12 protein-coding genes are annotated in these 13,722 nt (G+C 60.3%); all 12 read left to right on the top strand.

Going from position 1 to position 13,722, the window contains the following annotated elements:
* Positions 1-78 precede the first annotated feature (78 nt).
* The 12 genes from NDJ10_RS13670 (at position 79) to mraY (ending at position 13,721) form a co-directional block, all read left to right on the top strand.
* Positions 79-1,128, top strand: coding sequence for a GTP-binding protein (locus NDJ10_RS13670; RefSeq protein WP_296163219.1), 1,050 nt, complete (start codon positions 79-81; stop codon positions 1,126-1,128).
* 175 nt (positions 1,129-1,303) lie between these two features.
* On the top strand, positions 1,304-2,119 hold the full coding sequence (dksA, locus tag NDJ10_RS13665) for an RNA polymerase-binding protein DksA (protein ID WP_296163218.1): 816 nt from the start codon (positions 1,304-1,306) through the stop codon (positions 2,117-2,119).
* Positions 2,120-2,239: 120 nt separating this feature from the next.
* Positions 2,240-3,850, top strand: a complete 1,611-nt coding sequence (locus NDJ10_RS13660) for an STAS domain-containing protein (protein WP_296163215.1) — start codon at positions 2,240-2,242, stop codon at positions 3,848-3,850.
* A 16-nt stretch (positions 3,851-3,866) separates the two neighbouring features.
* On the top strand, positions 3,867-4,412 hold the full coding sequence (gene hslV, locus NDJ10_RS13655; protein ID WP_296163213.1) for an ATP-dependent protease subunit HslV: 546 nt from the start codon (positions 3,867-3,869) through the stop codon (positions 4,410-4,412).
* A gap of 3 nt (positions 4,413-4,415) precedes the next feature.
* Positions 4,416-5,747 (top strand): ATP-dependent protease ATPase subunit HslU, encoded by a 1,332-nt coding sequence (gene hslU / locus NDJ10_RS13650; RefSeq protein WP_296163211.1) that lies wholly within the window; start codon positions 4,416-4,418, stop codon positions 5,745-5,747.
* A gap of 380 nt (positions 5,748-6,127) precedes the next feature.
* Entirely contained in the window at positions 6,128-6,556 is a 429-nt protein-coding gene (gene mraZ, locus NDJ10_RS13645; RefSeq protein ID WP_296163210.1) for a division/cell wall cluster transcriptional repressor MraZ, read from the top strand.
* Between the two features lie 9 nt (positions 6,557-6,565).
* The gene (rsmH, locus tag NDJ10_RS13640) at positions 6,566-7,540 is read left to right on the top strand and encodes a 16S rRNA (cytosine(1402)-N(4))-methyltransferase RsmH (protein WP_296163208.1); all 975 of its coding nucleotides are present in this window, start codon (positions 6,566-6,568) and stop codon (positions 7,538-7,540) included.
* Positions 7,537-7,872 (top strand): cell division protein FtsL, encoded by a 336-nt coding sequence (gene ftsL, locus NDJ10_RS13635; protein ID WP_296163205.1) that lies wholly within the window; start codon positions 7,537-7,539, stop codon positions 7,870-7,872. Before rsmH ends, ftsL begins: the two co-directional genes overlap by 4 nt.
* Entirely contained in the window at positions 7,869-9,602 is a 1,734-nt protein-coding gene (locus NDJ10_RS13630) for a penicillin-binding protein 2 (protein WP_296163203.1), read from the top strand. The genes ftsL and NDJ10_RS13630 overlap by 4 nt, the downstream gene beginning before the upstream one ends.
* Entirely contained in the window at positions 9,602-11,122 is a 1,521-nt protein-coding gene (locus tag NDJ10_RS13625) for a UDP-N-acetylmuramoyl-L-alanyl-D-glutamate--2,6-diaminopimelate ligase (RefSeq protein WP_296163200.1), read from the top strand. The genes NDJ10_RS13630 and NDJ10_RS13625 overlap by 1 nt, the downstream gene beginning before the upstream one ends.
* A gap of 5 nt (positions 11,123-11,127) precedes the next feature.
* Complete coding sequence (gene murF / locus NDJ10_RS13620; RefSeq protein WP_296163198.1) at positions 11,128-12,549, top strand: UDP-N-acetylmuramoyl-tripeptide--D-alanyl-D-alanine ligase; 1,422 nt, start codon at positions 11,128-11,130, stop codon at positions 12,547-12,549.
* Positions 12,543-13,721: a phospho-N-acetylmuramoyl-pentapeptide-transferase gene (mraY, locus tag NDJ10_RS13615; RefSeq protein ID WP_296163196.1), complete on the top strand. Its 1,179-nt coding sequence runs from the start codon at positions 12,543-12,545 to the stop codon at positions 13,719-13,721. Before murF ends, mraY begins: the two co-directional genes overlap by 7 nt.
* Position 13,722: the final 1 nt, after the last annotated feature.

Raw genomic sequence — 13,722 nt, 5'->3', positions numbered from 1 at the left:
CTTAAGGGATTGGTGGTGATGCGCAAATGAGTTTCAGCCCGGGGTCGTTACACTCGCTCCCTTTCGATATGCCTTGCTATGAGCCTTATTCCTGCCACCATCCTCACCGGTTTTCTCGGCTCCGGTAAAACCACGCTGCTCAAACGTGTCCTGTCCGAGGCGCATGGCCAGAAGATTGCCATCATCGAAAACGAGTTTGGCGAAGAAAACATTGACAACGACATTCTGGTGACCGACTCCAAAGAGCAGATCATCCAGATGAGCAATGGCTGCATTTGCTGCACCATCCGCGAAGACCTGCGCGAAGCGCTGCAACTGCTGGCGGCCAAAAAACGCCAGGGCCTGCTCGATTTCGACCGCGTGGTGATCGAAACCACCGGGGTTGCCGACCCCGGTCCGGTGGCACAGACGTTTTTCATGGACGACGAAATTGCCGAGAGCTACCTGCTCGACTCGATCCTGACGCTGGTCGATGCCAAACATGCCGACCAGCAGCTCAATGACCGTCAGGAGGCACGCCGTCAGGTCGGTTTTGCCGACCAGATTTTCATCAGCAAGACGGATCTGGTGTCGGCCGAAGCCACCCAGGCACTGATGCACCGGCTCAAGCACATGAACCCGCGTGCGCCGCAACAAGCGGTGCATTTTGGCGAGGTGGCGCTCTCGGAAGTGTTTGACCTGCGCGGTTTCAACCTCAATTCCAAGCTCGACATTGACCCCGATTTCCTCAAGGAAGACGAGCATGCAGGGCATGACCATGCGCATGATCACGAACATGGCGAGCATTGCGACCATCCGTCCCACCAAAGCGGTCACCATCACCACCATGATGACGATGTCAAAAGCTTTGTGTTTCGCTCGGAACGGGCCTTTGACCCGGCCAAGCTGGAAGACTTTCTGGGCGCCATTGTCAATATTTACGGTCCGCGCATGTTGCGCTACAAAGGTGTGCTGTACATGAAGGGCACTGATCGTAAGGTCATTTTTCAGGGCGTTCACCAGTTGATGGGCAGCGATCTGGGGCCGGTGTGGGCCCAGGACGAGAAGCCGTGCAGCAAAATGGTATTCATTGGCATTGATCTACCCAAGGATATTTTTCTGCAGGGCATGGAGCAAAGCCTTGTGTGAGATTGTTTTTTAACCAGCAGTCGGGTGTGTCATGTTTGTCTCGCTTTTGCAACTGATGGGGTTTCCACTGGCCAAGCCTGTACACTCGCGCGCCAGTGAAAAACCCTTGCCTGAGCTTGCCAGCATGACAAATCAGACGCCAACCATTCAGGATAAACCTGTCAGGAGGTCACCCGTGAAAGCGCAAACTGTCAAATCAAAAGCGACTGCCAAAAAAGCCGCTGCCGTTGTTGAGGCTGTCAAACCTGTGGCTGTCAAGCAGCCAGCCGCCAAAGTGGCCAAGCCTGTTGTATCCGTACCCAAGAAAAAGCCTCAAGAAGTGACTACTCAAACCCCCGTATCCCCCAAAGCTGCCGCACCCGCCACCCAGATGACGCCCTCAGGCGTACCGGTGCGTACCGGTCGTCCTTCCTCTCGCCTGGCCCAACTCACGGTGCCCTCCATGGCCCAGACAGTGGCCTCTACGGCCGCCAAGGCCAGTTTTACCCAAATGACGAGCGTGGCGCCGATCGTGTCACCCTTGGCATCGTCTGTCAAAAAAGACAAGAAGCTGGCCAATAACTGGAAAACCAAGCCCGTCAACGAACTCTCCGATGCCGAGATCCTGGCCATGTCGGACGATGACTACATGAACGACACGCAGTTGGCGTATTTCCGGCTGAAATTGGTCAATCTCAAAAACGACATGCTCAACAATGCCGGTGAGACAACCGAGCATTTGCGCGAAGACACGGTGGTGGTGCCTGATCCCGCTGACCGGGCCACCATCGAAGAAGAGCATGCCCTGGAGTTGCGCACCCGGGACCGCGAGCGCAAACTGCTCAAGAAAATTGAACAGTCGATCACGCGTATCGATGCCGGTGACTATGGTTACTGTGATGAGACCGGTGAAGCCATCGGTGTTGGCCGGCTGCTGGCACGACCCACCGCGACGCTTTCCCTGGAGGCCCAGCAGCGCCGCGAGCTCAAGCAAAAAATGTTCGGTGACTGAGCATGTCGCCTGACGGTATCCCGCGTCGGTTGGACTGATATGGCCACGCTACCCAATAGTTCACGACTACTTGCCAAAGTTGCCAAGTTTGTTCGTAACCCAAGCGTTCATTGGGGCGATTTGGACAAAATCGAGACCCAAACCGGACCTGATTGGGATCGCGACCCTGACCCCCTGCTGGAGCCGACGCTGGCAAAAAACCGGCAAATGCTCAAGGACATGATCGATCGCAAACGTCGTGAAGATGCGATCCGCAAGTCCGAATTCAATCAACTGCGCCAATTGCGCCATCAGGCCGCGCTGGCCAAGCCTGATCTGAGCGACAAGTCATCCACCTTGGGTGCTGCCACGGGCATCACGGATCTGGATGATCGGGCCCAGACCATCCGCAAAATTGACGAGATTGAAGCCCAGATGTCAAAGCAATGGTGGAAGGGGCAAAAGCCAGCACCTCAGGCTGAGTCTGTGCCAGCTCCGCCCAGCGACCCTGTACCGGCCATTAGCACCAGTGACGACAGCCTCTTTGCCTCGACCCTGGTGAAAAACAGCCAGATTGATTTTGACGATTTTCCCACCATGATGGGGCAGGTGCCGACGCTTCAAATCAGCGCCTCCGGACATGAGGCTGACACCTCCGTCAGTGCCAGGCAGCAGCTCCCTTCGACCGATGACAGCCGCTTCGATTTCGCCACATTGCGGGCCCCGGAGCTCAGGGACAATTTGACCGATCCAGACCTGGAAGAGGCTGCAGTGCGCTTTGCCAACGGCGACGATGCGGGTGCGGAATCCGTTTTGCTGACCGCTTTGCGGACCCATGCCACGCTGACGGTCGTGGCGCAGGCGCAGGCCGAAGCCTTGTTCGATCTGTACCGAAGTTTGCGGATGCAAGCCAGTTTCGAGCGTGAAGCCTTGAACTTTTCGCAGCAATTTGGCGTTCCCGGACCGGTCTGGTTGCCCGCTGCAATGGCACCCGAGCCCCAGGCTGCGCTGGCGCAGGCCCGGGTCTGGTATTGCCCGGCACAACTTGATTTGCCAGCACTGGCGCCATTGCCAGACCATTTGCCCACGCAGGATTGCTTGACACTGGATTGGTCAAACCTGCAACAGATCACGCCGCCAGCGGCGCAGCAGTTGGCAACTTTGTTTGCCGCCTGGTGTGCCCAGCAGGGTTGCCTTGAATTTCAGGGTGAGCAGGTGCTGGTGCAGCTTGTGCGCGCAGCGACGCCCAGGGGGGGCCGTCAGACCGCTGAATTCTGGTGGTCCCTGCGCATGAACTTGTTGCGTGTCTTGCAATGGCAGGATGACTTCGAATTGGCTGCGTTCGAGTTTTGCTTGACCTACGAAACAGCCCCCAGTCCCTGGTCTGAGACAACGTGTGTGTTGCGCACGCAAGCGTCTTCTGGTGCGCCAAAGGCCAGTCCGGATGTAACGACGGGTGCACTGTCCGCAAGTCCGTTTGATGTGGCTTTGGCGGGTGAGCTTCAGGGTGATGTGGTCACCGGCTTGCCCGCGCTGGATGAGGCCCGCCAAAACAACCGGACGGTGGTCATTTCTTGCAGCGAGTTGATCCGGGTCGATTTCTCTGCTGCAGGCAGTATCTTGAATTGGGTGGCTCAGGGCCAGGCGCTCGGGTGCCAGATTGAATTCAGGGATGTGCCATTTTTGGTCGCAGCATTTTTCAATTTGATTGGCATCAATCAGCACGCGCAAGTGCTGACGCGAACCCATTAGTTAACAGAGGAATTTCATGGAGCAATTTCACGGCACCACCATCATCAGTGTGCGCCGCAAAACCCCACAGGGTGTGCAGGTCGCCATTGGCGGTGATGGCCAGGTGACGCTGGGCAACATCGTGGTCAAGGGCACGGCGCGCAAGGTGCGCAAGCTCTACCATGGCAAGGTGCTGGCCGGTTTTGCCGGCGCAACCGCCGATGCCTTCACGCTGTTTGAGCGTTTTGAGGCCAAGCTCGAAAAACACCAGGGTCATCTGGTGCGCGCCGCCATTGAACTCACCAAAGACTGGCGCACCGACCGGGTGCTGCGCCGTCTGGAAGCCATGCTGGCAGTGGCCGACCTGGACGCCTCGCTCATCATCACCGGCAACGGCGACGTGCTGGAACCCGAAAACGGCATCGTCGCCATTGGCTCTGGCGGCGCCTATGCGCAAGCCGCAGCCATTGCCCTGCTCAACCACACCGACCTGTCGGCCACCGACATGGTCAAAAAATCGCTTGAAATTGCGGGTGAAATCTGTATTTACACCAACATGAACCATACGATTGAATCGCTCTAACCTATGTCTTCTCTCACCCCCCAGGAAATCGTCGCCGAACTCGACAAACACATCGTCGGTCAGCAGCAGGCCAAGCGTGCGGTGGCGATTGCCTTGCGCAACCGCTGGCGCCGTCAACAGGTCGGCCTTGAGCTGCGCGGCGAGATCACGCCCAAGAACATTCTGATGATTGGGCCCACGGGCGTGGGCAAGACCGAAATCGCACGCCGTCTGGCGCGCCTGGCCGATGCCCCGTTCATCAAGGTTGAGGCCACCAAGTTCACCGAGGTGGGTTACGTCGGCAAAGACGTGGACGCGATCATCCGTGACCTGGCTGACATTGCGGTCAAGCAAACACGCCAGGCCGAGACCAGGAAAGTGCGCGCGCGGGCTGAAGATGCGGCCGAAGACCGGGTGCTCGACATTCTGATTCCGATGCCGCGCCAGGAGTTTGGCGTGGTCGCCGGCAATGAGCCCGAGAGCACGGCACGCCAGACCTTTCGCAAAAAACTGCGCGAAGGCCAGCTCGATGACCGCGACATCGAGCTCGATGTGGCACAAAATGTCCCGCAGCTTGAGATCATGGGACCCGCCGGCATGGAAGAAATGACCGAACAATTGCGCGGCATGTTTGGCCAGCTCAACCAGAACAAAACACAAAAACGCAAACTCAAGATTGCCGAGGCCCTCAAGCTGCTGGTTGAAGAGGAAGCCGCCAAACTGGTCAACGAGGATGAGATCAAGTTGCAGGCGCTACAGATGCTGGAGCAAAACGGCATCGTCTTCATTGACGAAATCGACAAGGTCACGTCGCGCTCGGAAGGCAGCGGCGCCGAGGTCTCGCGCCAAGGCGTGCAGCGCGACCTGCTGCCGCTGGTCGAAGGCACCACCGTCTCCACCAAGTACGGCATGGTCAAGACCGACCATATTTTGTTCATTGCCTCGGGCGCGTTTCACTTGAGCAAACCCAGCGACCTGATTCCCGAGTTGCAGGGGCGCTTCCCGATCCGGGTCGAGCTGCAATCGCTGTCGGTGGCAGATTTCGTCGCCATCCTGACGCAAACCACGGCTTCGCTGGTCAAGCAATACCAGGCGCTGCTGGCCACCGAGCAGGTGACGGTGGAATTTTCTGAGGCCGGTATCGGACGGCTCGCGCAGATTGCCTTTGACGTCAATGAACGCACCGAAAACATCGGCGCGCGCCGCCTGTCCACCGTGATGGAGCGCCTGCTTGATGAGGTCAGCTTCAATGCCGCCAACCTTGCTGGCCAGACCGTGCAGGTGGATGCCGCCTACGTCGATGCGCGCCTGGCCGAACTCAGCCAGAACGAAGACCTGAGCCGGTATATTCTTTAAACCTGAGACTTTGCGGGCCAGACCAAGATTTGCGCAGCAAATTTGCTCTGGCCCCAACTGATCAGAGGTGTTCTTCGGGGTCGGATCAAGAAACTTTTGCTTTTGCGTGGCAGACCAAGATTTGCGCTGACCCCAGCACCCTCATTTCCTCACGCATCACATTGACTTAGAACGCTAAGTACTTCATTTAGAACGATTTTTAGCCTGGAGCCAGGTTCGAAACCGCTTCTAAGTCTTTGATTTCATTGTAAAAATTTATTGCAAAGTAGTTTGCATGTGCTGTTTTTGCTGCTACAGTGCAAAAAAGTGCAATTTAGTGGTGAATTGTGCTTTTACACCACCATTTCCCGGTTTGTTTTGAAAATCAAAGGCTAGCTATCGTGTTTCAAGGGGCTTCCTCATTAAGTCTTGATGCAAAGGGTCGGCTGTCTGTGCCAACCCGGCATCGTGACGTCTTGAATGCGGTAGCTTCTGGCCAGATCACCATCACCAAGCACCCGCACGGCTGCCTGATGATTTTCCCCCGTCCCGAATGGGAAAAGTTCCGTGACCGTATTGCCGCGTTGCCGATGTCGGCGCAGTGGTGGAAGCGGATTTTTCTGGGCAACGCCATGGACGTCGAGCTCGATGGCACTGGCCGCGTGCTGATTTCGCCCGAACTGCGCGCCGCGGCGGGTATTGCCAAGGAATCTGTTTTGCTGGGCATGGGCAACTTTTTTGAGTTGTGGGACAAGGCCACCTACGATGCCCAGGAGGCACAGGCCATGCAGGGCGACATGCCCGATGTCTTCAAGGACTTCTCTTTCTGAAGGCCGACGGTGGAAACTGCATGGACTCACACTACCGTCTTATTGAGCGAAGCAGTCGATGCTTTGCTCGGTGCGACTGACGCTGCCGACCCGGCTGCCGACCCATGGCCCGCCAGCGCGGCACCGGTGTTTGTCGATGCCACTTTTGGCCGTGGCGGCCACAGCCGCCTGATGCTGTCCCGTCTGCCAGCGAATGCCCGTCTGATCGCGTTTGACAAGGACCCCGATGCGCTGACCGAGGCCGCCACCATCACTGACCCGCGCTTTTCCATTCGCCACCAGGGCTTCAGCCATTTGGGTGAGTTGCCGCCTGCCAGTGTGGCCGGGGTGTTGCTGGACCTGGGCATCAGTTCACCCCAGGTGGACAACCCGGCGCGCGGTTTCAGTTTCAGGGGCGAAGGCCCGCTGGACATGCGCATGGACACCACGCGCGGTCAAAGTGTGGCCGAGTGGCTTGCTCACGCCGAGCTTGATGAAATTCTGGAGGTGATTCGTGATTATGGTGAAGAACGGTTTGCTGGCGCCATTGCAAAGGCGATTGTTGCGCGCCGACAGGCAGGGTTCGCTATTTCAACCACCACTGAACTGGCCCGAATCGTGGCTGACGCGGTCAAAACCCGCGAGCCGGGCAAGGACCCTGCAACGCGCACATTTCAGGCTTTTCGGATTTACATCAATGCCGAACTTGAAGAGCTGCAACAGGCGCTAGCGGCCACACTCAAGGTGCTGCAGCCTGGCGGGCGCCTGGTGGTGATCAGTTTTCATTCGCTCGAAGACCGCATCGTCAAGCAGTTTCTGGCCAAACATTCGCGCGAGGTATTTGACCGCCGGGCGCCGTTTGCCGCGCCTCAGGTGATGCAGTTCAAGGTGCTGGCGCGCATCAGGCCCGGTGCGGCGGAAGTGGCTGCCAACCCGCGTTCGCGCAGCGCCATCATGCGGGTGGCCGAGCGCCTCGCGCCAGCGACCACGGAGCCACGCGCATGATGCGGCTCAATCTGATGCTGCTGCTGGGCGTGCTGCTTAGCGCGCTGTACCTGGTCAATGTGCAATATGAGTCGCGCCGGCTCTACTCGGAGCTCGATCGGGCCAAGTCGCAGGCGCTCAAGCTGGCCACCGAAAACGAGCGCTTGCAGGTCGAAAAGCGGGCTCAGGCCACTTCAGCAAGGGTTGAAAGCCTGGCCAGGTCGAAATTGCAAATGCGCGCGGCGACCCCGGCGGTGACCACCTATGTCAGCTACGCCAATCACACCGTTGTGCCAGAGGCCAGTCCTGGTGCGGCGCACCCGGCCAGCGCGGTCGAGGGACGCAAGCCATGAGCCGCAGCATTGCCTACACCTCCAGCCCCTTGCTGGCCAGCCCCACACCGGTGTGGCGCAGCAAGTTCATCGTGGCCGCCATTGCCTTGTCTTTTGCCGGACTGGTGGGGCGGGCGGTGTACATCCAGGTGATTGAAAACGAGTTTTTCCAAAGGCAGGGCGAGGTGCGTTTTGCCCGCACCCTGGCGCTGCCTGCCAGCCGCGGCCGCATACTGGACCGCAATGGCATCGTGCTGGCGTCGAGCATCCCGGTGCCCAGTATCTGGGCCATTCCGGAGGACGTGCCGCGCGACCCCGAGGGGCTGAAAAAGCTGGCCAGTCTGCTCGACATGCCGCTGGCCGAGCTCAACAAAAAGCTCGAAGATGAGGACAAGACTTTCGTCTGGCTCAAACGTCAGGTGGACGAGTCGGTGGGCAACGAGATTGCGGCGCTGGGCCTCAAGGGTATTTACCAGCGCAAGGAATACAAACGCCAGTACCCCGAGGGTGAAGCCGCCGCCCATGTGGTGGGCTTCACCAATGTGGAAGACCAGGGTCAGGAGGGGATGGAGCTGGCGTTCAACAAGGAGTTGGGTGGCCGCAATGGCTCAAGGCGCGTCATCAAGGACCGCATGGGTCGGGTGGTGGAAGATGTGCGCGAGCAGATTGCACCGGTGGATGGCCGTGACCTGCAACTCAGCATCGACAGCAAGGTGCAGTTCTTTGCCTATCAGACGCTCAAGGAAGCGGTGCTGCAGCACAAGGCCAAAGCCGGCAGTGTGGTGGTGCTGGATGTACAAACCGGCGAGGTGCTGGCACTCGCCAACTACCCCAGTTTTGTGCCCGACAAACGCCGCAACCTGAGTGGTGCCCAGTTGCGCAACCGGGCCTTGACCGACACCTTCGAGCCAGGCTCGACCATGAAACCCTTTGTCATTGCCACCGCGCTGAACCAAGGCATGGTGACGCCGGAAACAAAAATTCAAACCGCCCCGGGCCGCTTGAGCATTGGCAGCGCCACCATCAGCGATTCGCACCCCCAAGGCATGCTGAGTGTGACCGGCGTGATCCAGAAATCGAGCAACGTCGGTACCGTCAAGATCGCCATGCAAATGCCACCCCGAAAAATGTGGGAGATGTACACCCAGGTCGGTTTTGGCCAGAAACCCGAGTTGCCTTTTCCGGGTGCCGTGAGTGGCCGCCTGCGTCCTTACAAGAGCTGGCGTCCGATCGAGCAGGCCACCATGAGCTACGGTTATGGTGTCTCGGTGAGCCTGTTTCAGCTGGCCCATGCCTACACCATCTTTGGCCGTGATGGCGACCTGGCGCCAGTGACCATGTTCAAGATGAGCGAGCCTGCCGTGGGGGTCTCCGTCATTGAGGCCCGTCATGCCCGTGATGTGCGCCAGATGCTGCATCTGGTGACCCTTCCGGGGGGGACGGCACAGAAGGCGCAGACCATGGGTTACTCGGTGGGTGGCAAGACCGGCACCGCGCACAAGGTGGAGGGCAAGGGTTACGCTGACAAGAAGTACCGCGGTGTCTTTGCCGGTTTGGCGCCGATCGACGCCCCGCGCATTGCTGTGGCGGTGATGATTGACGAACCCAGCAATGGCAAGTATTTCGGCGGCGATACCGCGGCGCCTGTCTTCAGCCAGACGGTGCAGCAAACCCTGCGCGTGCTGGGCATTGCACCCGACCTGTCGGTGAAGCCGCAGGTGATCACTGATGCGGTGGAAGAAAGCTTCTGATGCTGCAACAATTTTTTACTCCACAGGATGCTGCCGGCTGGTTGCGTACGCGCGTCACCGGCACGCTGCGTACCGACAGTCGCCAGGTCCGGCCCGGCGATGGTTTTCTGGCCTGGCCCGGCGCGGCGGTGGACGCCCGTGCCCATGTGGCTGCGGCTCTGGCGGCGGGCGCTGCGGCCTGTCTGGTGGAACAGGACGGGGTGCAGGCCTTTGCCTTGAACGATGCACGTGTCGCCACCTATCCGGGCCTGAAAGCGGCCAGCGGCAGGGTGGCTGATGCCTGGTTTGGCGCACCCAGCCAGGACCTTGCGGTGCTGGCGGTGACCGGCACCAACGGCAAGACCTCCAGTACCTGGTGGCTGGCGCAGGCGCTTTCGAACCTGCCACAGGCACAAGCCATCCCCTGTGGCGTGGTGGGTACCCTGGGCGTGGGTGTGCCGCCGCACTTGGCCAGCACCGGCCTGACCACCCCCGACCCGGTTGCGCTGCAGGCGGCATTTGCCGAATTTGTCAAACAAGGCTTGCAAGCCTGTGCCATCGAGGCCTCGTCGATCGGCATCGAGGAGCAGCGACTCGCGGGCACCCGGATCCACACGGCGGTATTGACCAACGTGACGCAGGACCATCTGGATTACCACGGTGACATGGCCAGTTACTGGCAGGCCAAGGCCAGCCTGTTTGCCTGGCCGCACTTGCGCGCGGCCGTGGTCAATGTGGATGACCCTTATGGTGCCGATTTGGCCGGGCAGTTAGCGGCCAGCGCGCTGGACCTGTGGACTTTGTCGATCGCCCCCGGCTCGGCCAATCAGGCCCGTTTGCAGGCGCAGGACATTCGTTACGAAGCCCAGGGCGTGGCATTTGACGTGGTCGAAGGACCGCAACAACGGCGCTTGCAGACCCGGCTCATTGGTGCCTACAACGTAAGCAACCTGCTCGGCGTGATCGCGGCCATGCGCACCCTGGGTGTTACCTTGGCCGATGCGGTGCAAGCCTGTGCGCATTTGACGCCGGTGCCAGGCCGCATGGAATGTGTCAGCGTGCCAGGCCAGCCGCTGGTGGCGGTCGATTACGCCCACACGCCCGATGCGCTGGCCAAGGCGCTTGATGCCCTGCGGCCACAAGCGCAGGCCCGGGGTGGCCGTTTGTGGTGCGTGTTTGGTTGTGGCGGCAACCGCGACAACGCCAAGCGACCGCTGATGGGCGCTGTGGCGGGTGCGCATGCCGACCGCGTGGTGGTCACCAGCGACAACCCGCGCGCTGAGGCCATGGACGCCATCATCAGCCAGATTTTGCTGGGCCTGACAGGCGTGGCCGACGTGCAGGTGGAGCCTGACCGGGCCCGCGCCATTGCCCAGACCCTGGCGCAGGCCGGTCCGTCCGACGTGGTGTTGCTGGCCGGCAAGGGCCATGAGGACTACCAGGAAATTGCCGGTAAGCGCCTACCATTCTCGGACATCGAACAAGTGAAAAAAGCTTTTGCACAAGGTGCCGTCCCTCCAGCACAGGGGCCTGCCGCATGAGCGCCATGATGACCCTGCAGCAGGTTGCCATCTGGCTGGAACAGTCGCAGTGGGTGGGTAGAGGGCCGGAAACCCGCGCTGTGGCCATTCAACGTGTGCATACCGACACCCGCACGCTGGCGCCTGGTGACCTCTTTGTGGCGTTGCACGGCGAGCGCTTTGATGGCAACGACTTTTTGGCCGAAGCCCGGGCCAAGGGTGCGGTGGCGGCGATTTGTCAGGGTGACGCTGCCCTGGAAAAACTGCGCCAGGCCGGCTTGCCGGGTCTGGTGGTGCCGGATGCCAAACGGGCGCTGGCCAGCCTGGCCACGCACTGGCGCGCGCAATTCAGCCTGCCGCTGATCGCCGTGACCGGCTCCAACGGCAAGACCACCGTGACGCAGATGATCGCCAGCATCCTGCGCGCTGATCAGCCTGACGCTTGCCTGGCCACGCAGGGTAATCTGAACAACGACATCGGTGTGCCCCTGACCGTGCTGGGCTTGCGTGCCCACCACCGGATCGCCGTAGTCGAACTCGGCATGAACCACCCCGGCGAAATTGCAGTGCTTGCGGCCATTGCCCAGCCCACGGTGGCGCTGGTCAACAACGCCCAGCGCGAGCACCTTGAGTTCATGCAGACCGTCGAGGCCGTGGCGCAGGAAAACGGCGCGGTGATTGACGCCTTGCCGACCGACGGTGTGGCCGTGTTCCCGGCTGATGATGACTTCAGCGCGCTATGGGCTGACAAGGCCGGCGCGCGTGACCGTTTGTGTTTTGGTGCCACGCAGCAGGCCGGGGCGCAAGTTTGGGTCATACAGGCGCTGTGGTCAGGCGCGGCCTGGCAGGTCCTTGCCAGCACGCCGCAAGGTGAATTGCATTACGCCCTGCACATTGCGGGCGCCCACAACGTCAAAAATTCACTCGCCGCCGTGGCTTGCGCGCTGGCCGCCGGTGTGCCGCTGAGCGCCATTGCGGCCGGACTGGAAGCCTTCGAACCGGTCAAGGGCCGCTCGCGGGCACTGCTGGTACGCCACCGCGGTCATGACATGACGCTGGTTGACGATACCTACAACGCCAACCCCGACTCGGTGCGCGCCGCCATCGACGTGCTGGCGGCGCTGCCTGGGCCGCGCCTGCTGGTGCTCGGCGACATGGGCGAGGTGGGCGACCAGGGCCCGCAGTTTCATGCCGAGGCCCTGCGGTGGGCGCTGGCGCAGCAGATCGAAAAAATCATCGTTACCGGCGTGGCCTGTACCCAGGCTGCAACTGCCATGGACGCGATTGACGTGTATGCCGACATGGCGGCCGTGCAGATGGCCGTGCTGGCAGCGCTGCCTGAGGTGGCCAGCGTGCTGGTCAAGGGCTCGCGCTTCATGAAGATGGAGCGGGTGGTCGAGGCCATTGTGCAGGCCGCACAACAAGACAAGGAGAGCGCCCCATGCTGATCTGGTTGAGCCAATGGTTGCAGACACTGTCGCCTGATCTGGGTTTTTTGCGGGTCTTCCAATACCAGACCTTTCGCGCTGTGATGGCCGCGTTGACCGCGCTGCTGATGGGCCTGGCCGCCGGCCCCTGGGTGATCCGGCGTCTCACCGAGCTCAAGATTGGCCAGCCGATTCGCGGCTACGGCATGGACACGCACCATGTCAAAAGCGGCACGCCGACCATGGGTGGGGTGCTGATCCTGCTGTGCATTGCCCTGTCAACGCTGCTCTGGTTTGACTGGAGCAATCGTTTTGTCTGGATCGTGCTGCTGGTCACCTTGGGTTTTGGTGCGATTGGCTGGTCGGACGACTGGCGCAAGGTGGTCAACAAGGACCCCGAAGGCATGCCCTCGCGCGAGAAATACCTGTGGCAGTCGCTGATTGGCCTGCTCGCGGCGCTGTACCTGGTGTTCAGTATTTCCGAAAACACCAATTACCGCGTGCTGGAGTTGTTTTTTACCTGGGTGCAGTCCGGGTTCGATTTGAGCCTGCCGCCCAAGGCCGGGCTCATGGTGCCGTTTTTCAAGGAAGTCAGTTATCCGCTGGGGGTGCTGGGTTTTGTGCTGTTGACCTATCTGGTGATTGTGGGCTCCAGCAATGCGGTGAACCTGACCGACGGCCTTGACGGGCTGGCCATCATGCCAGTGGTGATGGTGGGCACCTGTCTGGGTGTCTTTGCCTATGTCACGGGTAACTCGGTGTTTGCCCGCTACCTGTTCCTGCCGCATATTCCGGGCGCAGGTGAGCTGATGGTGTTTTGTGCGGCCATGGCCGGTGCCGGCCTGGCCTTTTTGTGGTTCAACACGCACCCGGCGCAGGTCTTCATGGGCGACGTGGGCGCGCTGGCGCTGGGCGCGGCGCTGGGCACCATTGCCGTGATCGTGCGCCAGGAAATTGTGCTCGCCATCATGGGCGGCATCTTTGTGGTCGAGGCCCTGTCGGTGATGATGCAAGTGACGTATTTCAAATACACCAAGAAGCGCTTTGGCCAGGGGCGACGTGTCCTGAAGATGGCCCCGTTGCACCATCATTTTGAGAAAAGCGGCTGGAAAGAAACCCAGGTGGTGGTGCGTTTCTGGATCATCACCATGCTCTTGTGCCTGGTGGGTCTGTCCACCTTGAAGCTGCGTTGAC

This window comes from Rhodoferax sp., from assembly GCF_023700745.1.
In the GTDB taxonomy this organism is placed as follows: Bacteria; Pseudomonadota; Gammaproteobacteria; order Burkholderiales; family Burkholderiaceae_C; genus Rhodoferax.
Note: the sequence above shows the minus strand (reverse complement) of the source record. Positions and strands in the feature narration are given on the sequence as shown.